The organism is Egicoccus halophilus (assembly GCF_004300825.1).
Taxonomy (GTDB): Bacteria; Actinomycetota; Nitriliruptoria; order Nitriliruptorales; family Nitriliruptoraceae; genus Egicoccus; species Egicoccus halophilus.
Map to the genome: position 1 here is coordinate 1,877,233 of NZ_CP036250.1, position 24,875 is coordinate 1,902,107.

General features: G+C 73.7%; 24 protein-coding genes. 15 read left to right on the forward strand and 9 right to left on the reverse strand.

What is annotated here, in order from left to right:
- Nucleotides 1-9 precede the first annotated feature (9 nt).
- From ELR47_RS08355 to ELR47_RS08370, 4 genes are all read left to right on the forward strand, one after another.
- Nucleotides 10-348 (forward strand): GroES family chaperonin, encoded by a 339-nt coding sequence (locus tag ELR47_RS08355; protein WP_130649482.1) that lies wholly within the window; start codon nucleotides 10-12, stop codon nucleotides 346-348.
- A gap of 115 nt (nucleotides 349-463) precedes the next feature.
- Complete coding sequence (locus ELR47_RS08360) at nucleotides 464-1,561, forward strand: pyridoxal phosphate-dependent aminotransferase (protein WP_130649483.1); 1,098 nt, start codon at nucleotides 464-466, stop codon at nucleotides 1,559-1,561.
- 1 nt (nucleotide 1,562) lies between these two features.
- A complete protein-coding gene (locus tag ELR47_RS08365) occupies nucleotides 1,563-2,162 on the forward strand; it encodes a TlpA family protein disulfide reductase (protein ID WP_130649484.1) in 600 nt (199 codons plus the stop codon).
- An 8-nt stretch (nucleotides 2,163-2,170) separates the two neighbouring features.
- Nucleotides 2,171-2,998 carry an alpha/beta fold hydrolase gene (locus ELR47_RS08370; protein ID WP_165403951.1) on the forward strand — a complete coding sequence of 276 codons (828 nt, stop codon included), beginning with the start codon at nucleotides 2,171-2,173 and terminating at the stop codon, nucleotides 2,996-2,998.
- A 2-nt stretch (nucleotides 2,999-3,000) separates the two neighbouring features.
- Here the strand turns inward: ELR47_RS08370 and ELR47_RS08375 are convergent, their stop codons facing one another.
- Both ELR47_RS08375 and ELR47_RS08380 read right to left on the reverse strand, forming a co-directional pair.
- A complete protein-coding gene (locus ELR47_RS08375; RefSeq protein WP_130649486.1) occupies nucleotides 3,001-3,909 on the reverse strand; it encodes a hydroxymethylglutaryl-CoA lyase in 909 nt (302 codons plus the stop codon).
- A 24-nt stretch (nucleotides 3,910-3,933) separates the two neighbouring features.
- Nucleotides 3,934-5,916 (reverse strand): acetyl/propionyl/methylcrotonyl-CoA carboxylase subunit alpha, encoded by a 1,983-nt coding sequence (locus ELR47_RS08380; protein WP_130649487.1) that lies wholly within the window; start codon nucleotides 5,914-5,916, stop codon nucleotides 3,934-3,936.
- A gap of 197 nt (nucleotides 5,917-6,113) precedes the next feature.
- On the opposite strand from ELR47_RS08380, the gene ELR47_RS08385 reads away from it, so the two are divergent.
- On the forward strand, nucleotides 6,114-6,806 hold the full coding sequence (locus ELR47_RS08385; RefSeq protein WP_130649488.1) for a Gmad2 immunoglobulin-like domain-containing protein: 693 nt from the start codon (nucleotides 6,114-6,116) through the stop codon (nucleotides 6,804-6,806).
- A gap of 351 nt (nucleotides 6,807-7,157) precedes the next feature.
- On the opposite strand, the gene ELR47_RS08390 is transcribed toward ELR47_RS08385, so the two are convergent.
- The 5 genes from ELR47_RS08390 to ELR47_RS08410 all read right to left on the reverse strand — a co-directional run bounded on the left by ELR47_RS08390 (nucleotide 7,158) and on the right by ELR47_RS08410 (nucleotide 11,736).
- On the reverse strand, nucleotides 7,158-7,952 hold the full coding sequence (locus ELR47_RS08390; protein ID WP_130649489.1) for an enoyl-CoA hydratase-related protein: 795 nt from the start codon (nucleotides 7,950-7,952) through the stop codon (nucleotides 7,158-7,160).
- A gap of 84 nt (nucleotides 7,953-8,036) precedes the next feature.
- Entirely contained in the window at nucleotides 8,037-9,644 is a 1,608-nt protein-coding gene (locus tag ELR47_RS08395) for a carboxyl transferase domain-containing protein (protein ID WP_130649490.1), read from the reverse strand.
- 75 nt (nucleotides 9,645-9,719) lie between these two features.
- Complete coding sequence (locus ELR47_RS08400) at nucleotides 9,720-10,178, reverse strand: GatB/YqeY domain-containing protein (RefSeq protein ID WP_205745523.1); 459 nt, start codon at nucleotides 10,176-10,178, stop codon at nucleotides 9,720-9,722.
- A 199-nt stretch (nucleotides 10,179-10,377) separates the two neighbouring features.
- A complete protein-coding gene (locus ELR47_RS08405) occupies nucleotides 10,378-11,073 on the reverse strand; it encodes a hypothetical protein (RefSeq protein ID WP_130649491.1) in 696 nt (231 codons plus the stop codon).
- A gap of 273 nt (nucleotides 11,074-11,346) precedes the next feature.
- Nucleotides 11,347-11,736, reverse strand: a complete 390-nt coding sequence (locus tag ELR47_RS08410; protein ID WP_130649492.1) for a hypothetical protein — start codon at nucleotides 11,734-11,736, stop codon at nucleotides 11,347-11,349.
- A gap of 209 nt (nucleotides 11,737-11,945) precedes the next feature.
- Here ELR47_RS08410 and ELR47_RS08415 point away from each other — a divergent pair, with 209 nt between their 5' ends.
- Together ELR47_RS08415 and recD2 are read left to right on the forward strand one after the other, a co-directional pair.
- Entirely contained in the window at nucleotides 11,946-13,010 is a 1,065-nt protein-coding gene (locus ELR47_RS08415) for a hypothetical protein (RefSeq protein WP_130649493.1), read from the forward strand.
- Nucleotides 13,000-15,204 carry an SF1B family DNA helicase RecD2 gene (gene recD2 / locus ELR47_RS08420; RefSeq protein WP_130649494.1) on the forward strand — a complete coding sequence of 735 codons (2,205 nt, stop codon included), beginning with the start codon at nucleotides 13,000-13,002 and terminating at the stop codon, nucleotides 15,202-15,204. The genes ELR47_RS08415 and recD2 overlap by 11 nt, the downstream gene beginning before the upstream one ends.
- On the opposite strand, the gene ELR47_RS08425 is transcribed toward recD2, so the two are convergent.
- Together ELR47_RS08425 and ELR47_RS08430 are read right to left on the reverse strand one after the other, a co-directional pair.
- A complete protein-coding gene (locus ELR47_RS08425) occupies nucleotides 15,181-15,393 on the reverse strand; it encodes a hypothetical protein (protein WP_130649495.1) in 213 nt (70 codons plus the stop codon). The genes recD2 and ELR47_RS08425 overlap by 24 nt on opposite strands.
- Before the next feature lie 123 nt (nucleotides 15,394-15,516).
- Entirely contained in the window at nucleotides 15,517-15,960 is a 444-nt protein-coding gene (locus tag ELR47_RS08430; RefSeq protein ID WP_130649496.1) for a hypothetical protein, read from the reverse strand.
- A 218-nt stretch (nucleotides 15,961-16,178) separates the two neighbouring features.
- Between ELR47_RS08430 and ELR47_RS08435 the strand changes: the two genes are divergently transcribed.
- From ELR47_RS08435 to ELR47_RS08470, 8 genes are all read left to right on the forward strand, one after another.
- On the forward strand, nucleotides 16,179-17,708 hold the full coding sequence (locus ELR47_RS08435; RefSeq protein WP_229730528.1) for a circularly permuted type 2 ATP-grasp protein: 1,530 nt from the start codon (nucleotides 16,179-16,181) through the stop codon (nucleotides 17,706-17,708).
- Complete coding sequence (locus tag ELR47_RS08440; RefSeq protein WP_130649497.1) at nucleotides 17,708-18,712, forward strand: alpha-E domain-containing protein; 1,005 nt, start codon at nucleotides 17,708-17,710, stop codon at nucleotides 18,710-18,712. The genes ELR47_RS08435 and ELR47_RS08440 overlap by 1 nt, the downstream gene beginning before the upstream one ends.
- A 48-nt stretch (nucleotides 18,713-18,760) precedes the next feature.
- A complete protein-coding gene (locus ELR47_RS08445) occupies nucleotides 18,761-19,726 on the forward strand; it encodes a transglutaminase family protein (protein ID WP_130649498.1) in 966 nt (321 codons plus the stop codon).
- A 109-nt stretch (nucleotides 19,727-19,835) separates the two neighbouring features.
- Complete coding sequence (locus tag ELR47_RS08450; RefSeq protein ID WP_130649499.1) at nucleotides 19,836-20,507, forward strand: flagellar brake protein; 672 nt, start codon at nucleotides 19,836-19,838, stop codon at nucleotides 20,505-20,507.
- Nucleotides 20,508-21,099: 592 nt separating this feature from the next.
- Nucleotides 21,100-22,092, forward strand: a complete 993-nt coding sequence (locus ELR47_RS08455; RefSeq protein WP_205745524.1) for a methionine ABC transporter ATP-binding protein — start codon at nucleotides 21,100-21,102, stop codon at nucleotides 22,090-22,092.
- Complete coding sequence (locus ELR47_RS08460; RefSeq protein ID WP_130649501.1) at nucleotides 22,089-22,739, forward strand: methionine ABC transporter permease; 651 nt, start codon at nucleotides 22,089-22,091, stop codon at nucleotides 22,737-22,739. The genes ELR47_RS08455 and ELR47_RS08460 overlap by 4 nt, the downstream gene beginning before the upstream one ends.
- Nucleotides 22,740-22,813: 74 nt before the next feature.
- Nucleotides 22,814-23,644, forward strand: a complete 831-nt coding sequence (locus ELR47_RS08465; protein ID WP_130649502.1) for a MetQ/NlpA family ABC transporter substrate-binding protein — start codon at nucleotides 22,814-22,816, stop codon at nucleotides 23,642-23,644.
- 406 nt (nucleotides 23,645-24,050) lie between these two features.
- Nucleotides 24,051-24,839 carry a helix-turn-helix transcriptional regulator gene (locus ELR47_RS08470; RefSeq protein WP_130649503.1) on the forward strand — a complete coding sequence of 263 codons (789 nt, stop codon included), beginning with the start codon at nucleotides 24,051-24,053 and terminating at the stop codon, nucleotides 24,837-24,839.
- The last annotated feature ends 36 nt before the right edge of the window (nucleotides 24,840-24,875 follow it).

A 24,875-nucleotide genomic window follows, 5' to 3' on the forward strand; every position in this document is an offset into this window, starting at 1 on the left:
GCTGCGGGCATGAGCGCATCCGAACCCGTGACCGAGATCCGACGCAGCGTCGCCGTGCTCGGTGACCGCGTGCTCGTCCAGCCGCCGGAGGACAGCGAACGCCGTTCGAAGGGCGGCATCCTGATCCCGGCGACCGCCACGTCGGTCGACCGCAAGGGCACCTGGGGCGAGGCGATCGGCGTCGGACCCCACGTCCGTTCGGTCTCGACGGGTGACGAGGTGCTCTACCTCCCCGAGGACGCCATTGAGGTGGACGTGCAGGGCGAGGCCTATCTCATCGTCCGCGAGCGCGACGTCCACGCCGTCGGGACGACCCGCCGTGACGGCGCCACCGGTCTGTACCTGTAGTGCGCACCGGCACGTCGCTCGACTACCGCGTCGGGTGCCTCGCCGCCTAGCGTTGCCGCCGGCGACATCATCGTCAGGCACCACCGCCAGCACCATCGTCGAGGGAGGGACCCGCATGAGCGCGCAGACGGATGCCGTGGCCTCGGCAGCGGCGGTCGGGCCTCCGCCCGGCATGCAGGTGCGCCTGTCCTCCAACGAGTCCCCGTTCGGTCCGTCGCCGGCCGCGGTCGCGGCCGCCGGCACCGCGGTCGCCGAGGCCCACCTGTACCCCGACGACCAGTCGCTCGCCCTGCGCCGGGCGATCGCGGAGCACGACGGCCTCGCGCTCGAGCAGGTCGCCGTGGGCACCGGTTCGGCCGCGCTGCTGATGGACGCGATCGCGCACGAGGCCCGTGCGGGCGGCGACGTGGTCGCGTTCGCGCGCAGCTTCGTCGTCTACCGCCTCGGTGCCCGCAACGCCGGAGCACGCTACGTCGAGGTCGGGACCGACGGCCCGGCGACCGGCGAGCGCGACGGCTACGGCCGCGGCGTCGAGCGACTGCTGGCGGCCGTCGGCGACGACACCCGCGTGGTCGCGATCGACAACCCGGGCAACCCGACCGGCGCGCACCTCACCGGCGAGCAGGTGCAGGCCCTGGTGGCCGGGATCCCCGAGCACGTGACGATCCTGCTCGACGAGGCCTACCACCACTTCGCCCGGGGTCAGCAGGGCTACGCCACCGCGGACGAGCTCGGACTGGAGCATCCACGGCTGCTGGTGCTGCGCACGTTCTCCAAGGCGCACGCGTTGGCCGGGCTGCGAATCGGGCAGCTGACCGGACCCGCCGAGCTCGTCGGCGCGATCGACGCCTGGCGGCCCCGCTTCAACGTGACCGCCGCGTCGCAGGCGGCCGCGATCTCGAGCCTCGGTGACCGCGAGCACCTGCGCCGGTGCGTCGAGGGGACCCTGGCCGGACGCACCCGGATGGCGACCGCCCTGCGCGAACTGGGCGTGCCGTTCACCGACGGCCTCGGCAACTTCCTGACCATCGAGCTGGGGACCGCGTCCGGACCCGTCGTGGCGGCCTACGCGGGCCACGGCGTGGGCGTGCGACCGCTCGAGCCCTACGGCATGACCGAGCAGATCCGCGTCAGCGTCGGCACGCCCGACGAGGTGGAGGCCTTCCTCGCCGCGTCCCGCGAGGTGCTCGCGGACGTGCCGTCCCGAGGCTGAGGTGCGGGCGCGCGTCGCGCTGCCGCTCGCGGCCGTCCTCGTGGCGGTCGCCGTCGCGGTGTTCGCGATCGTCACCTTCGACGACGGCGGTGAGGTGGCCGACTTCGGGGTGCCCCCGCCGCAGGGTGGCATCGCGCTGCCGGGCGACCAGGGGCTCGACGTCGGGGAGGTCGAGGCGCCGGCGCAGCTGCCGCCCCGCGACGCCACGGTCGTGTCGGTGACCTGGGAGGAGGTCGCCGGTTGGATCGCGCGGGAGAACGACGACGGGCGCCCGGTGGTGGTCAACCTGTGGGCCAGTTGGTGTGGGCCCTGCGAGCGCGAGATCCCGCTGCTCAACGAGACGGCCGCCGCCAACCCGGACATCGCCTTCCTCGGGGTGGCGGCGCAGGACGCCCTCGAGGACGCCCGTCAGGCGGCGGAGGACTTCGGGATCGCCTTCCCGTCGCTCCACGACGCGGACTTCGACCGGGTCGCCTACCAGCTCGGTGCCCGCGGGCTGCCGACCACCGTGACCTTCGACACGGAGGGTCGCATGGTGGGTCGGGTGCTCTCGGAGCTCAACGAGCGCAATCTCGGTGACCTGCTCGACACCGTGCGGTGATCGGGCCGGTGACCGGTCCGGCCACGGCGGACGTGCGGCGGGTCGCGGTCTCGGCCGACGGCACCCGGCTCGCCGTGGTCGAGCGCGGACCGGTCGGGGCGCGACCGTTCGTGGTCGCCCACGGGGTGGGGTCCTCGGCGCGGTTCGTCGGAGCGGCCTTCGCCGGGCCGGTCCTGGACGCCGGCGGTCGGCTCGTCACCTTCGACCAGCGCGGGCACGGTGACAGCAGCCCGGTACGCGTGCCCGGTGGGCACGTCCTGGACCGCCACGTCGAGGACCTGACGGCGGTCGTCGCCGGTCTCGCGTCCCCGCCGGCGGTGGTGATCGGGGTCTCGCTGGGTGGTCACGCCGCCGTGCGGGCCGCTGCACGTGGTCACCTCGAGGGCACGACCGTCGTCGCGTGCCTGCCGGCCTGGACCGGTGACGCCGTGGCGGGGGAGGGGCCACACGCCGCGATCGCGACCGAGGTCCGGTCCACCTCCGTCCAGGCACTGATCGCCCGGCTCGCCGCCGACACCACCATGCCGAGCTGGCTGCGCTCGACGCTGCTCACCGACTACCGGCGCCACGACCCCGACAGCCTCGCGGCGGCGCTGGTCGCGCTCGACGGCGGGGAGGCGCCGGGGCTCGACGAGGTGGCCGCGGTCGGGGACCGCCTCGGTGTCGTCGGCTGGCCGCACGACCCGGGCCACCCGCTCGACCAGGCACGGCGCTGGGCGGCGGTGTCCGGTGGCCGGCTGCGGACCCTGCGGCTGACCGACCTCGAGGACGACCTCGAACGGCTCGGACGGGTCGCCCTGGCGGCGGCGGGCCGCGATGCGGGGCCGCGCGGCTGAGCTCAGCGCTCCCGCTTGGCCAGCATCGCCTCGGCCACCCGCGACACCGGCGGGCGGCCCAGCTGCTGCGCCATCCATGCCGTCGCGTCGACCAGCGCGTCGAGATCGACCCCGGTCGTGACGCCCGAACCGTGCAGCGCGTACACCAGGTCCTCGGTGGCGAGGTTGCCTTTCGCTCCCGGTGCGTAGGGGCAGCCACCGAGGCCGCCGGCGGCGCTGTCGGCGATCGTCACGCCGGCCTCGAACGCGGCCAGCGTGTTGGCCAGCCCCTGCCCGTAGGTGTCGTGCATGTGGACCGCGAGCCGTTGCACCGGTGCCTCGGCGGTGACGGCCGCCAGCAGGTCCTGGACCTGACCGGGTGCCCCGACGCCGATGGTGTCACCGAGCGAGATCTCGTCGCAGCCCAGTTCGAGCATCGCCACCGTCATGCGCACGACGTCCGCGACCGGCACCTCACCCTGGTACGGGCACCCGCACACGGTCGAGACGTAACCGCGCACCCGCAGACCCGCGTCCCGCGCCCGCGCGACGACGGGCCGGAACATCTCCAGCGACTCGTCGATGGTGCGGTTGAGGTTCTTCGCGCTGAAGGCCTCCGAGGCGGCGCCGAACACGGCGACCTCGGCGACGTCGGCCTCCAGTGCCCGCTCCAGCCCTCGTTCGTTGGGGACCAGGACCGGGTAGCGCACGTGCTCGACCCGCTCGATGTCGGCGAGGACCTCGGCGGCATCGGCCAGCTGCGGTACCCAGCGCGGCGAGACGAAGGAGGTCGCCTCCACCACCGACAGGCCCGTACGTGCCAGTCGGTCCACGAACGCGACCTTCACGTCGGTCGGTACCACCCCGGGCTCGTTCTGCAGCCCGTCGCGAGGGCCGACCTCGACGATCGTCACGTGCTCGGGCAGGTCCATGACGTCCTCCTCGTGCGGTGGCGGTCAGTCGCCGTCGCCGACGGTCGGTTCGAACGCCAGCAGCGGAGCCCCCGCTTCCACGGCGTCACCGACGCCCACGTGGACGGCGACGACGGTGCCGTCGGCCGGCGCGACGACCGGGTGCTCCATCTTCATGGCCTCGACCACGACCAGGGTGGCACCCGCCGCCACCTCGTCCCCGGCGGCGACGGGCAGCGCGATCACCGAACCCGGCATCGGGGAGGCGAACGCCGCGCCGCCGGCGAGCTCGGCCGGATCGGCGGATCGGGTGGCGGGCACCAGCGTCAAGCGCCGAGTCGTCCCCTGCCCGCTCACCCACACCTCGGTGCGGTCGTCGACCACGTGCCGGGTCACGCCGCCCACCTCGCCGTCCGCGGGGGCAGGCACCGGCTTCCCGTCGGCGTCGGTGATCCGGCGGCCGTCCGGACCGCCGGTGATCCGCAGCGACGACGAGGCGTCGGCGAGGTCGTCGTGCAGCGTGACGAGCCAGCCGCCGGCGCCGCCCAGCCGCAGCGGTCCCAGCCGGTCCCAGGGACGATGCGGGTCGCCCGCCGGGCTGGGGCGCGGTGCGTCGGCCAGCGCGTCGGCGGCGGCCACCAGTGCCGCGGTGGGTGTCGGTGACGGCGTCCAGTCGCCCAGGTGCTCGTCGAGGAAGGCGGTGGTCAGGTCCCCGGCGACGAAGGCGTCGGACGTCACGATCGCCCGCAGCAGGTCGAGATTCGTGGTCACGCCGTGGACCTCGGTGTCACCCAGCACCTCGGCCAGCCGCGCACAGGCGGTCGTGCGGTCGGCGGCGTGCACGATCAGCTTGCCGAGCATCGGGTCGTAGTGGCGGCTGACGGTGCTGCCGGAGGCGATGCCGAGGTCGGCGCGCACCCCCTCCCCGTCGGGGACCGAGAGGTGCAGCACCGGACCGGTCTGGGGCAGCTGCCGCACGGGGTCCTCGGCGTAGAGACGCACCTCGACGGCGTGGCCCTCGGCGCGGACCTGCTCCTGCATGAAGCCGAGCGGTTCGCCCGCGGCGACGCGCAACTGCAGCTCCACCAGGTCGAGCCCGGTGACCAGCTCGGTGACCGGGTGCTCGACCTGCAGGCGGGTGTTCATCTCCAGGAAGAAGAACTCCGGCTCGTCACGGTCGAGCGTGTCGCCGGCGACCAGGAACTCGATGGTGCCCGCCCCCTCGTAGGACACCGAGCGGGCGGCGGCCACGGCGGCCGAGCCCATCCGCTCGCGCAGGGCCGCGTCGAGCGCGGGGGAGGGGGCCTCCTCGACGACCTTCTGGTGGCGGCGCTGGACCGAGCACTCGCGCTCGAGCAGGTGCACGACGTTGCCGTGCCGGTCGCCGAACACCTGCACCTCGACGTGGCGGGGCCGCGACACGAGGCGCTCGAGGATGACCCGGTCGTCGCCGAACCCGGCCTTCGCCTCGCGGCGGGCGGCCCCGAGCGCGTCAGGCAGTGCGGACGGGTCGGTCACGGCCCGCATGCCCTTGCCGCCACCGCCGGCGACCGCCTTCACCAGCAGCGGGAACCCGACCTCGTCGGCCGCGGCGAGCAACGCCTCGTCGTCGAGGGAGGCGTCGTGGATGCCGGGGACGACGGGGACCCCGGCCGCCTCGAGGTGCTGCTTGGCGGCGGCCTTGTCGCCCATCAGCCGCAACACGTCCGGGGCCGGGCCGACGAAGGTCAGGCCGGCGTCGGTCACCGCCCGGGCGAAGGCGGCGTTCTCCGACAGGAAGCCGTAGCCGGGATGCACGGCGTCCGCACCCGTGTCACGGGCCGCGGCGAGCAGCCGGTCGACGTCGAGGTAGGACGACACGGCCGGAGCCGGACCGAGTCGGACCGCGGTGGTGGCCTCGCGCACGTGCGGTTCGTCGACGTCGGCGTCGCTGTACACGGCCACGGTCTCGATGCCCATGGCGTGGCAGGTGCGGATCACCCGACGGGCGATCTCCCCGCGGTTGGCCACCAGGACCCGGCGCAGCATCCAGTTCTCCCGTGTCGACGAGCCCGCACGTCCGGCGCGGACGCTAGCAGCGCACGCCCGAGTTCCCCTCGCGCGCGGGTGCGGTGCTGCACGCGCGCGGGCGGGCAGTCGGTGGGGTCGCCTCCCTCGACGTGGCAGGATGCCCGCGGACGGTCCCGCCCGTCCCACTGCCCTTCGCCTTCCCCGAGGAGTGCTCCGTGCGTCGTCCGGTCCTGCGATCCCTCCTGCTCACCACCGTGGTGGTGCTCGTCACCGCCTGCGGTGGTGGGGGTGGCTCCGAGCCCAGCCTGGTGGACCCCACCGGCCCGGCCGACGAGACCGTCGAGCTGCCCGAGGACGCCCCGGAGACCGACGAGGCCCCGGACGAGGAGGAGCAGCCGGAGCCGCTCACCGAGGGGGACACGGCCGAGGACGCCGACGAGGGCCAGATCGGCGACACCGACGCCGCCCCCGGCGCCGACACCGACGGGGCCGGGGACGACGCGACGGACGGGTCGGCGGCGGCTGTGGACGGCGCGGCCGCGCCGGACGAGGCGGCGCTGGCCGACCCGTGCGCGGGGCACCAGGGCCGGGAGGGCGAGGCCTTCCTCGAGGTCGTGGCACCCGCCGACGAACAGCAGCTCGGCCAGCTCGACGGCGTCGAACTCGTCGGCTGCTCGAACGTCTACGAGGCCAACGTGCAGTGGGAGCTCTACACCGGCGACGGTGAGCTGTTGACCGACGGCTTCACGACCGCCGAGTGCGGGAGCGGCTGCGTCGGCGAGTTCCGCGAGGAGCTCGACCTGAGCGCGGCGCAGGGCGAGCCCTTCGCCGAGCTGCACGTGTTCTCCGAGAGCCCGCAGGACGGGTCGCGCGACCACCTCGTGGCGATCCCGCTCGTCCTGACCTGATCGGCGCCGGACAGCGGCACTCACACCGTGCGGTCGTTCCGGAGCTCGTCGACGAGGCGGTGGACCCCGACCCGGCGACACGCGACCCCGCCGGCACGTTCGGTGCGACGCACGTGCGTCGGACGCCGGCCTGTGCAGATGAGCACGCACGGATCGACGGTCGCGGTGGCACTGAGCGCGATCCGTGCGTTCGGACGTCGGGCGGTGCGGATCAGGGCGCACGGATGGCTCCGGCGAGGCCCTGCCGCGGCACCCGGGCGACAACCGCGGCAGGTGCGGGCCCTGCCACACCGCTGCCGAACCGGTGCCGAGGTGATCGGCGTGGTCGCCCCTCGACGCCGACGCGTGGGATCAGGCGTCGGCGGACGGGATCCAGCTGGCCTTGCGCTTGTCGAAGAAGGCCTGCATGCCCTCCTGGCCCTCCTCGGCCGCGCGCAGGCGCGCGATCAACTCCAGCCGCAGCTGCTGGGAGCCGTTCCGGTCGAGCCGGTCGATGTCCCGGATGAGCTGCTTGGTCGCCCGCTGCGCCTCGGGAGCGCCGGCGAGCAGGTTGGTGACCACCGTCTCGACGGTCGCGTCGAGGTCGTCGGGTTCACAGACCTCGCTGACGAGACCGAGGTGCAGGGCCCGGTCGGCGTCGAACGGCTCGCCCGACAGGAAGTAGCGCCGGGCGTGCCGGGCGCCGATGCGCGGCTGCACGTAGGCCGAGATCATCGACGGCGCGATGCCGACCCGGACCTCGGTGAACGCGAGCTTGGCGCCTCGTACCGCCACCGCCACGTCGACGCAGCCGAGCAGGCCGGCCGCACCGCCCATGGCATGACCGTTGACCCGCGCGACGGTCGGGGCCGGGAACTCGTCCACCGCCCGCAGCATGGCCTCGAAGTTGCGGGAGTCCGCGACCGACTCCTCGAACGAGTAGTCCATCACCGACGACATCCAGCTCAGGTCCGCGCCCCCGGAGAAGACCGTGCCGGCGCCGGTGAGCACCAGCACCCGCACGTCGGGGTCGTCGGCCAGGCGGGTCGCGGCGTCCGTGATCGCGCCCATCAGGGTGGGGTCGAACGCGTTGCGGACCTCGGGACGGTTCAGCGTCAGGGTCACCACCCCACGCTCGTCGCGGTCGATCAGCAGGGCGTCGCTCATGGCCAGCGCTCTCCTCCACGGTTGGCGGCGGACGCTAGCGGAGCGGCCGGACCCGGCCCACACCGGCGCGGCGCATCCGCCGGCTCACATGCGGAACACGCCGTAGCTGGGGCGCTCGATCGGGGCGTTGAGCGCCGCGGACAACCCGAGGCCGAGGACGTCGCGGGTCTGTGCCGGGTCGATGACGCCGTCGTCCCACAGCCGCGCGGTCGCGTAGTAGGGATGCCCCTGGTGCTCGTACTGGTCGCGGATCGGCGCCTTGAACGCCTCCTCGTCCTCCGTCGGCCAGTCCTCGCCGCGGGCCTCGAGTCCGTCGCGACGGACGGTGGCGAGCACGTTGGCGGCCTGCTCGCCGCCCATGACCGAGATGCGGGCGTTGGGCCACATCCACAGGAACCGCGGCGAGTAGGCGCGACCGCACATGGCGTAGTTGCCGGCACCGAACGATCCGCCGAGCACGACGGTGAGCTTGGGAACGGTGGAACACGCCACGGCGGTGACCATCTTCGCGCCGTCCTTGGCGATGCCGCCGGCCTCGTACTCCCGGCCCACCATGAAGCCGGTGATGTTCTGCAGGAACACCAGCGGGACGCCGCGCTGGTTGCACAGCTCGATGAAGTGGGCGCCCTTGAGCGCCGACTCGCGGAACAGGATGCCGTTGTTGGCCACGATGCCGACGGGGTAGCCGTGGATGCGTGCGAAGCCGGTGACCAGCGTCTCGCCGTACAGCGGCTTGAACTCGTGGAAGCGTGAACCGTCGACCACGCGCGCGATCACCTCACGCACGTCGTAGGGCTGGCGCAGGTCGGCGGGCAGCACGCCGTAGAGCTCGGTGGGGTCGTACTTGGGCGGCTCGGGCGGCTCGACCGACACCGGCACCTGCTTGACCCGGTTGAGGTTGGCGACCGCGTCGCGGGCGAGCTGCAGCGCGTGCCGGTCGTCGACGGCGAGATGGTCGACCACCCCGGAGGTCCGGGCGTGCAGGTCGCCACCGCCGAGGTCCTCGGCGGAGACGACCTCGCCGGTGGCCGCCTTCACCAGCGGTGGGCCGCCGAGGAAGATCGTGCCCTGGTCCTTGACGATGATGGTCTCGTCGCTCATCGCCGGCACGTAGGCCCCGCCCGCGGTGCACGAGCCCATCACCACGGCGATCTGCGGTAGCCCGGCCCCCGAGAGCGTGGCCTGGTTGTAGAAGATCCGGCCGAAGTGCTCACGGTCGGGGAAGACCTCGTCCTGACGGGGCAGGAAGGCACCGCCGGAGTCGACGAGGTAGACGCACGGCAGGTGGTTGTGGTGCGCGACCTCCTGGGCCCGCAGGTGCTTCTTGACCGTCACCGGGTAGTAGGTGCCGCCCTTGACGGTCGCGTCGTTGGCGACGATCACGCACTCGGTGCCGGCGATGGTGCCGATCCCGGTGATGATGCCGGCGCCCGGTGCTTCGTCGTCGTACATGCCGGTGGCGGCCAGGGGCGAGAGCTCGAGGAACGGCGTGCCGGGGTCGAGCAGCGCCTCGACCCGGTCGCGGGGCAGCAGCTTGCCGCGCGCGAGATGGCGCTCGCGCGCCCGTTGCGAGCCACCGCGGGCGGTGGTCGCGAGTCGCTGTCGGAGGTCCTCGACCAGACCGAGATGGTGGTCCCGGTTGGCCGCGAATCGCGCCGAGGAGGGGTCGATGGTGCTGCGCAGGGTGTCCATGCGCGGCAGCCTAACGGTGCAGCCCGCGCGGACCACGGTGCGGCACGGACCGACCGCCGCCGACGGCGGACCGGGTCAGCCGGTCAGGCGCTGCTTGACCAGTGCCGACACCCGGGTGCCGTCGGCGCGGCCCTGGACCTTGGGCATGACGGCCTTCATGACCTGGCCCATCTGTTGGGGCCCGGTCGCACCGAGCTCCGCGACGGTGGCGTCGACGATGCCCGCGAGCTCCTCGTCCCCGAGCTGCTGCGGCAGGTAGGCCGCGTAGATCTCCGCCTCGGCCTCCTCGGTCTGCGCCGACTCCTCGCGTCCGGCGTCGCGGAAGGCCGTCGCGGCCTCGCGGCGACGCTTGACCTCCGAGCCGAGGACCTGCTGGACGGTGTCGTCGTCGCAGCGTCCCTGCGGGCTGTGACCGTCGGCGACCGCCCGGTTCTTGAGCGCTGCCACGGCCATGCGCAACGCGGAGGTCCGCGCCTTGTCGCGCGCCTTCATCGCCTCGCGGAGGTCGGTCTCGATCTGGTCGTGCAGGGACACGGCGGCGCCTTCGCGCAGTCGGCGGTGGGGGACGTGAGGCGCAGGCTACCGGCGCCCCACGACGACGCCGGCCCTCCCCGGGAGCAGGGGAGAGCCGGCGTGTCGTTGGCTCCGGCGGCGCGTCGGGAGTTCGCGAGGGCCGGAGCGGAGATCGCCCGCTGGGTGGGAGGAGGCGGGAGTGCCAGCGGGGCGGGAGACGTCAGTCCTGCGTGACCTCGTCGGTGGCGACGTCCGCGGCGGTGTCGGCCACGGTCGCGCCGGAGCGGCGCACCGAGGTGGCGGCGGTCCGGACCTGGTTGGTCGCGACCTCGGCCTGGCGGCGACCGGCGAAGCGGCCCGCGGCGACGGTCACGTCGGCGGTCCTGCGCACCGAGCTGACGGCGGCCCTGACCTGCGAGCGGGTGGCACCGGTCTGCTCGAGCAGGCGGGCGACCCGGGCGTCGCTGCGCACGTCGGCGGCGACCCGTCGGCCCTCGGTGGCCTTCTTGTCCAGGAGCTCGGTCAGCTGACCGAGCAGGCCCTCGACGTCCTTGCCGACGCGCTCACGCCACTCGTCGACCTTGACGGACTCGAGGCGCTCCGGCAGGCGACGGGCCAGCGTGACCACGTCGTGGGCGAGGCCCGCGGCGGCGTAGCCGGCGTCCTCGAGGACGGACGTCGCCTCGCGCTCGTCGAGGGTCGGCTCGTCGGTCGGGGTCGACTCCTCGATGGGGGCCGCCTCTTCGGTGGGGGTCGGCGTGTCGGCGGGCGTCGTCGCCTCGACCGGGGCCGCCTCGACCGGGGCCGCCTCGACCGGCGTCGTCGCCGCCGGTGCTGCGGCGGTGCGCTTGGCGGCCGTCTTCTTGCGGGCGGTCTTCTTCGCCGTCTTCTTGGCGGTGTTGGACGTGGCGGCCATTCGAGGACCCTTCTGCGACGGAACGGACGGGCGTGTGCTTCCTGTTTTGCGCGCTTGCTTGCAACCGTACGCGACCGACGCCCGGGCTGCAAGCAGTTGCAAGCGTTCGTTAGCTGCCGAGCACCTTCGGTGGCCCGGCGTCCGTTCGGCGCACGCTGCCGGACACCCCGGTCGGCGATCCCGGCCCCCGGCCCCCCGGCCCCCGGCCATCGACGTACGCGGCGCACGCCGTGCCGGCAACGGAGGGTCTCCGTCGAGGCGGCTCGGCGTGGGTCAGCCGGTGGCGAGGGCGCGCAGATGCAGTTGGATCTCGGCCGCGAGCACCCGTTGCACCGGCCCCAGCCGCAGGTCGAAGACCCGCTCGGCGCCGGCGAGGAGGTCGCGGAACCAGTCCTCGTGTCGTTCCCGCAGGCCGAGCGGCACCAGGACGTCGACGTTGCGGCCAACCGGACGGTGGGCCGCGGCGACGCCGGCGATCCGGTAACCGCCGGCGAGCAGGTCGTCGACGTCGACCGGGAGCAGCTCCGGGTGCCCGACCGTGACGGTCAGCTCGGCCGCCTCGGGCACCGTGGGCAGTCGCCGTGCCCAGCCACGGTCACGCGCCGTCACGCGCACCAGCACCGACCCCTCTTCGGGGGCGGGAGCAGCGGTCGATGGCAGCACCGTCGGCCTCGTCGCACGGGTCGTCGAAACAGCGGGCGCGCATCCTCGCACCCCGCGGCGTCCGAGTCACGCATCCACGACACCGCGACGACTGCCGTCCGCGTCGCTGCCGACGCCGCGTAGCCTTCCGCGTGCCGCCCGGCACGGGACGGCGCCGTCCCCTTGGTGGGGACCGGCCCGGTCCCACGCCACGAGACGAGGAGCATGCGATGGCCGCCGTCGTCGTGATGGGCGCCGGCGGGGTCACGGGCCGTCGGCTCGCCGAGTCGCTGCAGGCCGCGGGTCACGTGGTCACGCGCGTGCCGGCCGACGCGGACGTCGCCGCCGTGCGCGCCGCCGGAGCCGACCTCGCCGTCCTCGCCGTCCGCGACGTCGCGGACCGGGCCGCGCTGATGCACCGCCTCGTCGCCGCGGGCACGTCCGTGCTCGACGCCGGAGCCGACGCGCTGCCCTCCGGCGGACCCGCGGACGACGCCTACGAGCGGCTCGACGCGGCAGCGCGCGCGGGCGGCGTGGTGGCGGTACCGGCCGCGGGCGCCGGACTCGGCGACCTGCTGGCCGCTGCCGCCGCCGAAGCGGTCCGAGGGCCGCGCGAGGTCCATGTGTGCTGGGCCTTCCCCGACCGTGGTGGCTGGCGGCGGGCACTGGCTCCCGGGTACCGGGCCACGGCGGCCGGACGGGTGACGGGTCCGCTGTCCGGCCCGGTCGAGGGCCGGGGCGTGCAGGAGGAGCGGACGGGCGAGATCCGTCGGCTGGCCTGGTTCCCCCGGCCCATCGGACCGGCGCACGCGGCCGTGGTCCCCGGGCCCGAGGCACAGGCCGTGCCGCGTCACGCGCCGGCGGTGCGCGTGGCCAGGACCTACCTCGCCATGCCGGCCTGGCGGGCCGAACTGCTGCAGGCGACCGCCACGCTGGCCCGCCATCCCCGGGTGCATCGGCTGATCGACCGCCGGTGGTCGCCGGGTGGCGACCCGGTCGTCGGTCCGGACGCCGTCCGCTGGGCCTGCGTGGCCGAGGCCGCCGGCAGCGACGGGGTGGCACGCGCATGGGCGAACGGGCGTGACCCCGTCGGGCTCGGGGTCGGCACCGTCGTCGCCCTGGCCGCCGCGGTCCTCGCGGGCCACTGCGACGCCGGCGCCCTGCCGCCGGCGCGGGTCGACGTGCCAACGGCGCTGCTGGACCGACTCGCGGCAGCCACCCGCCTGCGGTGGTCCCTGATCCGTCCACGACCGGCCGACGGTCCGAGCTGGCAGGGAGGTCCCCGTGCCGGCTGACGGCGACCTGCTCGCCGACGAGCGGATCACCGGGGAGGTGCTCGGTGTCGTCTACGCCGATGCCGACACCGGGTTCGGCGTGGTCGAGCTGGCGCTGCAGGAGGACGGCGGGGCCCGCTGCAGCGGGCCGCTCAGCGACGTGGTGGAGGGGCAGACGCTCACGCTGGTCGGGCGCTGGCGCGACCACCCACGCTACGGGCGGACGTTCGAGAGCGTCTACTACGAACAGGTGGCGCCTTCCACGGTGGCCGGCCTGCGCAGCTTCCTCGCCTCGGAGCGCTTCGAACACGTGCCGGAGCGGGCGCGACTGCGGGTGCTGACGACCTTCGGGGCCGGTGCTGGACGGGTGATCGAGCACGAGACGGGTCGTCTGGTCGCCGAGGCCGGTCTCGACCCCGACGACGCCGAGGCCCTGCACGAGGCGTGGATGACCGGTCAGGCGCTCGGCGAGCTCGTGCGGCTCGTCGAGCCGGCGGGTTGGCCGATGGACGCGGTCCGTGCCGCGCACGCCCGTTTCGGTACCGACGCGGCGCGGTTGGCACGTCAGGACCCCTACCGGCTGCTGGAGGCCGAACGGGTCCGTTTCGCCCACGCCGACGCGCTGGCCCGGTCGCTGGGCATCGCACCGACCGACCCGCGCCGCCTGGCGGCCGGTGCCCGGGCCGCGGTCGCGGCCGCTCGGCGTGGCGAGGGCCACCAGCACCTGCCGCGGGAGGAGTGCGTGCGTGCGGCGATGCCGTTGCTGCGGGTCGATGCGATCCTCGCGGCCGCCGGGGTGGACGCCGCCGTCGCCGAGGGCGCGCTCGAGGTCGAGGAGGTCGCCGGGGTGGCGGTCGTCTCCACCCCGGCCGGCTTCGCGGCCGAACGCGATCTCGCCGACGGTCTGGCGCGCCTGTTGACCACGACCCGCTCGCGTCTGCAGGCGCACCTGGAGGGCGTGGACCCGGCGCCGGAGCTGACCACGGGTCAGGCCGACGCGGTGCGGGCCGCGTTCGCCTCACCGGTGTCGGTGCTGACCGGTGGCCCGGGAACCGGCAAGACGCGCACCGTCCAGGAGATCGTCCGGGCCGCGGAGGAGGCCGACCTGGAGGTCGCCCTGTGCGCGCCGACGGGTCGCGCAGCCAAACGGCTCGAGGAACTCGTGGGTCGCTCGGCGACGACCGTGCACCGTCTGCTGGAGGCGAGACCGGTCACCGGCGGCGGGTTCGCGTTCCGCTACGGCGAGCACGAGCGGCTCCCGCAGGACCTGCTCGTCGTCGACGAGGTGTCGATGTGCGACACCTGGCTGGCGGGTCGTCTCGTGCGGGCGCTCGACGACGGTGCGCACCTGGTGCTGGTCGGCGATCCCGACCAGCTGCCGTCGGTCGGCCCCGGTGACGTGTTGCGCGACGTCCTGCGCAGCAGCGTGGTGCCCTCCACGGTGCTCACCGAGATCCACCGGCAGGCCGCCGGCAGCCGCATCGTCGGACTCGCCCGGGAGGTGCTGGCCGGCACGGTCGGGGTGTTGAAGGGCGCCGACGGGGACGTGTTCCTCGCCGAGGAGGCCCGGCGCCCGGCCATCGTCCCGCGGGTCGTCGAGGCCGTCGCCGAGCGGGCGCCCGCCTACTTCGGGGTCGAGATCGACGACGTACAGGTGCTCGCGCCGATGTACAAGGGCCCCGCCGGCGTCCACGCGCTCAACGCCGCCCTCAAGGAACGGCTCAACCCGGCCGACGGCCGCCCGAGCGTGGCGGGGTTCCACGTCGGTGACCGGGTGATGCAGACCCGCAACGACCCCGAGCTCGACGTCGCCAACGGTGACGTCGGCCGGGTCGTCGATCTCAGCCGTCGCGGCAAGACGCTCCGCGTCGCCTTCCCTCGCGGGGAGGTGACCTACGACGCCGACCAGGCCCGTGACCTGGTCGCCGCCTGGGCGGTCACGGTGCACAAGTCACAGGGTGGGGAGTGGCCGGTGGTGGTGCTCGTCTGTGATCGCTCGCACCGCATCATGCTGTGGCGCAACCTGGTCTACACCGCCGTCACGCGCGCCCAGCGGGCGCTCATCGTCGTCGGACAGGCAGAGGCGTTGCGTGCCGCCGCGCGCCACGACCGACCCAGCGACCGGCGGACCGGACTCGCCTGGCGGCTGGAGCAGGCCGACCTGGACGCGGACCGGCGGGCGACACACCCGTCACGCACGGTCCGCCCCGCGTGAGCGGTGCGCCGCCACCCGCTCGACCACGGGGCCCCACTCGGGCAGCAGGACGGCCAGCGTCGGCGGCGTGAGACCGGAGGCGAGCAGTCGACGGACCACCGACTCGCGGTGGGCGACGACGGCCCGTCGGCCCTCGCCGTCGCAGGCGATCGCCACCGTCCCCGGTCCCTGCCCCATCGCGCCGTGCATCGCCGACCCCCTCGAGCCGCGGCCGCCCGGAGGAGCGTGCCACCGGCCCTGGCATCGGCGGTGGAGGCGGCAGGCTTGACTCCCGCGCCCTCGCGGTCCCGGCTCCGGGCGCTGGCTGCTCGCTCAGGCCACGGCGTGGGCGAGGCGCAGCACCTCCGCGCAGCCGTCGCGCCGGGTCTGCGGGACGAACCAGCAGGCGCCGTTGGGATGTGCGGTCTGCCGACAGGCGCGGACGGCGTCCATGGCGTCGAGCAGGGCGCGGCGCAGTTCGCGCACGGCGAGGCCGAGCACCGCGGAGGACGTGGCCGGCACCGGCCGTTCCCCGATCAACTGGTGGGCGAGTCGACACAGGTCGGGTCCGTCCCCGACGGCGGCGAGCCCGCACCCCGCCTCGGCGCACCCGTCCGTGCGGGGGGCGTGACCGCTGGCCCCGAGGACCGCGTGGGCGGCACGCAGCAGCGCGTCGAGGTGCTCCATGGCGAGGGTCAGCTCCGTCGCGGGGGAGCGCGCCAGCCGACCGTCGGAGGTGAACCCGTCGGTACGCGTGCTCAGCCGCGCAGCGCCCATGGCTCGGCCTCCTGGTCGGCGTGTCGTGCTGGACCGCCCGTCGGCGCGTCCCCCGGTCACCGAAGGGCTCCCGGTGCCCTCGCGCGGACGCCGCCCGCAGAGGTTCCGGTGGGCGCACACGCGCGGCGCGGCCCGGGATCGCCGGGCCGAACGCCACACGCGGTGGCGGGCGGTCGCACCTCCTGCCGCGGCCCGCGACGGCGACTAGGGTGCGACCGATGACCCAGTCCCGATCCCACGCGAGCCCGCACCTGAGCCAGCAACCGCGCCCGATGGGCCTGTTCGCCGACTACGACGTCGGCGGCGACCGCTTCTTCGACGAGGTCTTCGGGACCGACGGCAGCACGCGGGAGCACTATCGCGTCCTCGTCGACCGCCTGCGGTCCCTGACGCCGCAGGACCTCGACCGTCGCCAGGCCATCCGCGACCGGATCTTCCGGACGCAGGGCATCACGTTCACCGTCTACGACGGGGGCGAGCGCGACGAGGGGATCGAGCGCACGTTCCCCATGGACCTGCTGCCGCGGATCATCCCGGCCGACGAGTGGACGCACATCGAAGCCGGTGTGGCGCAGCGCGTCACCGCCCTCAACCGCTTCCTCGAGGACCTCTACATGGGGGAGCAGGCAGCGGTCAACGACCGCGTCGTCCCGCGCTGGCTGGTCCACACCGCCGACGGCTTCCGACGCGAGGCGTTCGGCATCCCGGTGCCCCACGCCGCCCGGTGCCTGGTGTCGGGCGTCGACCTCGTGCGTGACGTCGACGGCGTCTACCGGGTGCTGGAGGACAACCTGCGCAACCCGTCGGGCATCTCCTACGTGTTGGAGAACCGGGCCGCCATGACCCGGGTGCTGCCGCTGGTGTTCTCCCGACAGCGGGTCCGGCCGGTGGACCACTACGGCCCGATGTTGCTGCGGGCGCTACGGGAAGTGGCCCCACCTGCGGCCGGTGAGCACCCGACCGCGGTGGTGCTGACGCCCGGCATCTACAACTCGGCCTACTTCGAGCACGCCTTCCTCGCCCGACAGATGGGCATCGAGCTGGTGGAGGGACGCGACCTGGTCGTCGACGAGCACGTCGTCTACATGCGCACCACCCGTGGGCTCGAACGCGTCGACGTGATCTACCGCCGCATCGACGACGACTTCCTGGACCCGGTGGTGTTCCGACCCGACTCCGCGCTGGGCGTGCCGGGGCTGCTCTCGGCCGCCCGTGCGGGCAACGTCACCATCGCCAACGCGCTGGGCAACGGGGTGGCCGACGACAAGGCCGTGTACGCCTTCGTGCCCGATCTGATCCGTTACTACCTCGGCGAGGATCCGGTGCTGCCCAACGTCGACACCTACCTGCTGTGGGAGGCCGACCAGCGCGCCGCCGTCCTCGACCGGCTCGACGAGCTCGTGGTCAAGCCCGTGGCCGCGTCGGGTGGCTACGGGATGCTCATCGGCCCCCACGCCGACGACGAGGAGTTGGCCCGCTTCCGCACCCGGATCGAGGCCGACCCCCGGGCCTACATCGCCCAGGAGGTGGTGTCGCTCTCGCGTCACCCCACGCTGGTGGACCACTCCTTCGAGGGTCGTCACGTCGACCTGCGCCCGTTCGCGATCAGTGGCGAGAGTGTCGAGGTGATCCCCGGCGGACTGACCCGGGTGGCCCTGCGCCGCGGGTCGTTGGTGGTCAACTCGTCACAGGGCGGCGGCTCGAAGGACACCTGGGTGCTCGACGGACACGCGACCGGAGACGGCTGATGCTGGCACGCCTCGCCGAGAACCTGTTCTGGGCCGGCCGCTACGTCGAGCGGGCCGAGGACACCGCCAGGATGGTGGACGTCACCTACCACACGCTGCTGGAGTCACCGGCGAGCGAGGTCGGCGGCAGTTGGGCGCAACTGCTCGACGTGCTGCACCTGCGCACCGCCTACGGGCAGCGTCCACTCGCGCCGGCCGAGGTGCTCGCGTTCCTCGTCCTCGACCGCGACAACACCGGCTCGATCACCTCCTCGATCGTGCGGGCGCGCGAGAACGCCCGTTCCGTGCGGGAGCTGATCTCCTCGGAGCTGTGGGAGTCCGTCAACGACCTGCACCTCGACCTCGGCTCGCGGGACCTGCGCCGGGAGCTCACCGATCAGCCCTACGAGCTGTTCAAGACGATCCGTCGGGCGTGCCTGACCATCTACGGCGTCGCCAGCGAGACCATGCCGCGTGACGACGGCTGGCGGTTCATGGCCCTGGGGCGGGTCCTCGAGCGCGCGGAGATGACCTGCCGCCTGATCGACATCCGCTACCAACACCTCGAGGACCTCGCCGGCCCCTCGCGACGGTTGGTCGGCGCGAACGCCGAGCGTCCGCGCGGAGCCGACCGCACCGACTTCCACCACTGGATCGCGGTGCTCAAGTCCGCGTCCGCGTTCGAGGCCTACCGGCGTCGCTACCGGTCCTCGATGGACCCCGCCGACGTGGTCGAGTTCCTGCTGCTCGAGCCCGACCTGCCCCGCAGCGTGGTGTTCTGCCTGTCGAGTGCCATGCACCAGCTGCAGGTGCTCAGTCGTGGTCGCCCCAGCCGGGCCGTCCGCGCCCTGGGCCGCGTCACGGCATCCCTGCAGTACCGTGACGTCGGTGAGTTGTTCGACCTCGGCCTGCACGACTTCCTCGACACCGTGCAGGCGCGGGTGGCCGACGTCGCCGAGGCGGTCGCCGACGAGTTCTTCCGTCACCATCCGGTCGGGTCGATGCACGCCATCGCCACGGCCTGACCGTTCCCGGCACCCGACGGTGCCGATCGACGCGACCGAGGGAAGCCCGTGAGGCTCGACATCCGCTACACGACCCGGTTCGTCTACGAGGCCCCGGTGGTCGAGTCCCAGAACGAGCTGCGGGCCTGCCCGGCGTCCGACGAGCGTCAGCAGTTGGTCCACTACGACGTGACGACCACGCCGTCGTCGCGGGTCGCCTCCTACGTCGACTACTGGGGGACGCGGGTGGACACGTTCGGCATCCGCGGACCGCACCAGCTGCTGGAGGTCGCGGCGGAGGCGACCGTCGAGACCCTGCCGGTGGTCGCGCCCACGGTCGGTCTGCCACGTGCGGCCCTGCAGGACCCCGTCTTCCGTGACCGCCATCAGGAACTGCTGCAACGCTCCGCCCATGTCGACTGGGGGACCGGGGTCGCTGCCGCGGCACGACGGCACGCCGAAGGGGCGGGGGACGACGTGCTGGCCCTCGTCCATGCCGTCCACGAGGGCGCCGCCGAGCTGTCCTACGCGCCCGGCCGGACCTACGTCGGCGTGCCCGTCGAGAAGGTGCTCGCCGCGGGAGGCGGCGTGTGCCAGGACTTCGCGCACCTCGCGATCGCCATGTACCGCAGCCTCGGCGTCCCGGCGCGCTACGTGTCCGGCTACTTCTTCACCCGGGACGACGCCACGGGCGCCGACGTGCACGAGGCCGAGGAGGTGGAGGTCGTGACCCACGCCTGGGTCGAGGTGGCGGTCCCGCTGCCCGCGGCCGACGGCGGACGAGGCGTCGGTGCCCACCTCTGGTTGGCGCTCGACCCCACCAACCGTCAGCCCGTGGGGGAGCGGCACGTCACGATCGGCCGAGGTCGCGACTACGACGACGTCTCACCGTTCCGGGGCGTCTTCTCCGGACCTCCCGCCCACGAACTGTCCGTCAACGTGCGCATGCGACGTCTGGCCCTCGAGCCGCTCGGTGACGTCGCCGGTACCCGACGTCCTGCCGTGGGCCCGTCGCAGCGCCAGCAACAGCAGTGACCCGGACGGTTCTCGTGCCGGCTTGAGTCCGCGGCGACGCTGCCGACGAGGGCAGCAGCATGCCGGCTCGGGTGACGCGCCCGGGTCCTCGGTACCACGGAGGGAACCGATGCTGCGCCGCCGATCGTCGATGACCGCGCCCCCACCCCACGAGGAGCCGCTGCGCGTCCCGATCGAGGGGACGATCGTCGCCCTCGAGCTCGTGGACGTCGACCGGGTCTGGCGCAGCCGCGTCGAGGTACAGCAGGGGCGCGAACTCGTGGTGATCGCCCCGACCCGCCCGATGGGGCCACCGATCCTGCCCGAGCCCGGCCGCGGTGTGGTCGTCGGCTGGCCCAGCGCCTGGGGGTACCTCGAGGCGCAGGCGCGTCTCACCCGTGCCGATGCCGGCGACATCGCGACCTGGGTGCTCGACGTGGAGCGCAGCGCCCTCTCGCAGCGCCGCGCCGCGTTCCGCCTCGACGCCCGGCTCGCCCTGACGATCACCGTCGACCGTGTCGGTGAGGTACCCGCCACCACGCGCAACCTGTCCGAGGGCGGGCTCGCGTGCGAACTGCCGCTGCGTCACGAGCTGGATGCCGGCACGCCGCTGGGGTTCGCACTCCAGCTGCCCGACGGTCGTCTGGTCGGGCAGGGCATGGTCATCCGGGCCGTGCGGATGGTGCCCGACGGGACCGAGCTCGGCATCGCCTTCGACGAACTCGACCCCGCCGAGGCCGAGCGACTGCGCCAGTACGTCTTCGAGGAGCAGCTCGCACGCCGCGCCAGCGGCCTGCGCTGAGGCGACGCGGACCCGAAGAGCGGCGTCCGGACAGGAAGGAGGGCCCCGAGCGACGCTGCGAGTCGTGGTCGTGGTGTCGACCCGGGCCGCCCGGGCCGATCCTCGCGTCTTCTCGGGACCCTCGGCGGTCACCGGTCGGCTCGACGCTCTCCTGGGGAGCGGAGCCGTTCGCGCTCAGGTCGGTGACGGCCAGTGCCCGTCGCATCGCCCGAGCGGGCGACGTGTGGTTCGGCAGTGGCCACCGTGTCCCATCCTCGCTGCCCATCGGCGCGTGGCGGGTGGTGGGCTCCCGTCCCTCGTGCGGACACGCTCCGACCGTAACGGTCACCGGCGTCGCCGTCGACGGACGGCGCGGGCAGCGAGGGGGCGCGCACGCAGGGTGGACGGCCGCAGTCGCACGACCACCGTCCGCCGCTTCCCACCGTTTGCACCGACGGACTGGCGGGAGCCCGGCCGTCGTCGGACCATGCCCTCCTGCCGCCGCGACCACGCCCGCCTCCGCCGGGCGTCTCAGGTCGCGGTGTCGCCGTCCGCGGCGCATCGCCGATCGTCCCGTCGTGCCGGGACGCGTGCTCAGGAAGGAGCCGTTGTCGTGATCCGGTTGTCCGGCGTGTCCAAGGTCTTCCCCGGTCGTTCGGGGGACGTGGTCGCCCTCGCCGACGTCGACATCGAGGTCGGGCGCGGCGAGATCTGTGGCGTCGTCGGGCAGAGCGGTGCGGGCAAGTCGACCCTGCTGCGGTGCGTGAACCTGCTCGAGCGTCCCAGTTCCGGCAGTGTCGAGATCGACGGCGTGGAGCTCACCACCCTCGACGCCGCCGCCCTGCGCGACGCCCGCCGCGGCATCGGCACGGTCTTCCAGCAGTTCGCGTTGCTGAGCTCGCGCAGCGCCGCCGACAACGTCGCGCTGCCGCTCGAGGTCGCCGGCGTGCCGCGTGCCCGTCGCCGCGAACGCGTGCGCGAACTGCTCGAACTGGTCGGGCTCGAGGACCGCGCGGACGCCCACCCGGCACAGCTGTCCGGGGGCCAGCAGCAGCGCGTCGGGATCGCCCGCGCGCTGGCCACCGAGCCGCGGGTGCTGCTGTGCGACGAGGCGACCTCCGCGCTCGACCCGGAGACCACCGACCAGATCCTCGATCTGCTGCGCGACCTCAACCGGCGTCTCGACCTCACCGTGCTGCTCATCACCCACGAGATGCACGTCGTCGAACGCATCTGCGACCGCGGGGTGCTGCTCAAGGAGGGCCGCGTCGTCGAGTCCGGCCGGGTCGCCGACCTGCTCGCCCAGCCGCGCTCGGTGCTCGCCGCGGGACTCGGGCCGAAGCTGCCCGCCCCGGACCCGGACGTCGCCGCCCGGATCGAGGGAACGCTGCTCGACGTCCGTTTCCTCGGTGACCTCGTCGGCGAGCCCGTCATCGCCGACCTCGTCCGCCGGTTCGACCTCGACGTCTCCGTCGTCGGCGGCGGTGTCGACGTCATCGCCGGCACCCGGATCGGCCGGCTGCACCTGCAGCTGCCCGCCGGGGACCACGCCGGCGCGATCGCGCACCTGCGCCGACGGGGCGCCGAGGTGGAGGTGATCGCATGAGCCAGCTCGCCCCCCTGCTGCTCGACGCCACCCTCGAGACCCTCTACATGGTCGGCGTCGCCGGACTCGTCAGCCTCGTGCTCGGCGTGCCGCTCGGCGTGGCCCTGATCGCCACCGGCCCCGGTGGTCTGCGCCCGCAGCCGGTCGTGAACCGGGTGCTGGGCACCGCGGTCAACATCGGGCGTTCCCTGCCGTTCATCATCCTGCTCATCGCCCTGATCCCGTTCACCCGGCTGGTGGTCGGCACCTCGCTGGGATCCACCGCCGCGATCGTCCCGCTGGCCGTCGGCGCCATCCCGTTCTACGCCCGGCTCATCGAGGCCTCGCTCGCCGAGGTCCACCCGAGCAAGCTCGAAGCCGCCGTCGCCATGGGCTCCACGCACCGGCAGATCGTCAGCAAGGTGCTGCTGCCCGAGGCGATGCCGTCGCTGGTCGCCGGTCTGACCGTCACCCTCATCGCCCTGGTGTCCTACTCGGCGATGGCCGGCGTGGTCGGTGGTGGCGGACTCGGCGACGTGGCCATCCGCTTCGGCTACCAACGCTTCCGCGGTGACGTGATGCTCGCCACCGTGGTCCTGCTGGTCGTGATCGTCCAGCTCCTGCAGGTCGTCGGTGACCTGCTCGTGCGCCGGCTCCGGCGCCACTGACCCCGTCCGACGTCGCGCGACACCACCCTCCCGCCCGGTGTGCGCGACGCATCCTCCCCCGAAAGGTGCTCCACGTGCGCTCCTCCCTCCGTGCCCTTCCCGCCACACTCGCCGCGGTGCTGCTGTTGACCGCCTGCGGTGGTGGTGACACCGGCGGCGAGCAGGCCGACGGGTCTCCCGACGCGCCGCTGCGCGTCGGCGTCTCGCCCGTCCCGCACGCCGACATCCTCGGTTTCGTCGCCGACGAACTCGCCGCCGACGCCGGCCTCGAGATCGAGGTCGTCGAGTTCACCGACTACATCCAGCCCAACGTCGCCCTCGACGAGGGCGAGCTCGACGCCAACTACTTCCAGACGGTGCCCTACCTCGAGGAGCAGATGGCCACCGCGGGCTACGACTTCGTCGCCCTCGAGCCGGTGCACGTCGAGCCGCTGGGCCTGTACTCCGAGCGTCACGGCGCGCTCGACGAGCTGCCCGACGGCGCCACGGTGGCCATCGCCAACGACCCGACCAACGCCGCCCGCGGCCTGCGGCTGCTCGAGGCCAACGGCCTGATCACCCTGGCCGACACCGGTGACGCCGCGCCGACCGTGCTCGACCTCGAGGACAACCCGCGCGACCTCGACATCACCGAGATCGAGGCGGCCCAGCTGCCCCGCACCCTCCAGGACGTGGACGCCGCCGTCATCAACGGCAACTACGCGATCGAGGCCGGCCTCGTGCCCGCCGACGACGCACTCGCGCTCGAGGCGGCCGAGGGCAACCCCAACGCCAACCTCGTCGTCGTCCGCGAGGGCGACCAGGACGACCCGCGCATCGAGCAGCTCGAGGAACTGCTCCACAGCGACGAGGTGCGCGACTTCATCGACACCACCTACGAAGGTGCCGTCCTCCCGGCCTTCTGATCCCGTGCCGCCGGGTTCCTCGCTGCCGATGGCGGGGGACCCGGCGGTCGGCGTCTGCCGGACTGGTCACCCGGCGGCGCGACCGCACGTGCGTCGTGGTCCGCGATCCGGGGGCGCGGGACGCACGTGCGTCGTGGTCCGCAATCCGGGGGTGCGGGACGCACGTGCGTCGTGGTCGGCGCGATGGCGCCTGCCGAGGTCACCCGGCCGCGGCCCACCGAGGACACGCTGAGCCGGGCCGTTGCGGTCCGGTGGTCGTCTTGCGGGATCGGTGGTGGCGTCCTACTATTCGAAACACGGATGTTGCGTAATTGCCAGTTCCCACCGGGAAAGGTTCCCGGGTCGGGAGTGCACGCGACACCACCTCTCCCGATCCGCGTCCGCTGATGCGCACGAAGGTTGCCCCATGTCCGCCGAGCACGCCGCCACGACCCCCTTCGCGGGGCGTTCGCTGGTGTCGTTGCTGGGGGAGCAGCGGGCGACGATCGTGGAGGTGCTGCGCCAGGACGGTGACGCCTCGGTGGCCGAGCTCGCCCGCGCGCTCGACATCTCCGAGGTCGCGACGCGACGGCACCTGACCGTGCTCGAGGAGGACGGACTGGTCGCCGCGCAGACCGTCAAGCAGGGGCGCGGACGCCCAGCGGCGCGCTACTCGCTCACCGCCGACGCCCGGCGCCTGTTCCCCCAGGGCCACGACCAGCTCGCCGGCGAACTGCTCGACTTCCTCGCCGACCACGGTGACGGGGAAGGCCTGCGACAGTTCCTGCGTTGGCGCATGCAGCGCCAGGTCGACGGGCTGCGTGACGCGGTCACCGCCGAGGACCTGCACGAGCGGCTCGCGCAGCTGGCCGGTCGGCTCTCCGAGGCGGGCTACGCGGCATCCGTGACCCCCGACGGCGCCGGATTCACCCTGGAACAGCGCCACTGCGCCATCCAGGACGCCGCCGAGGAACACCCGGAGCTGTGCGCCTACGAGGCCGCCGGCTTCGCCAAGGTCCTCGGGACCGACGTCAAGATCTCCCGTCGCGAGACGCTCGCGGCGGGGGGCAGTGCCTGCGTCTGCTGCGTGCAGCCGCGCACGGCACCCGCCCAGCACGAACCCACCCTGCACGACTCCCGCCCCCGCCCCCGCCAGGGCGCGAGCGCCCGTGCCACCCAGCCGTCCGGGACGTCCGGACGAGGAGACGAGCTGTGAGCCAGACCGAGATCCAGCTCCCGGTCAGCGAGGCCC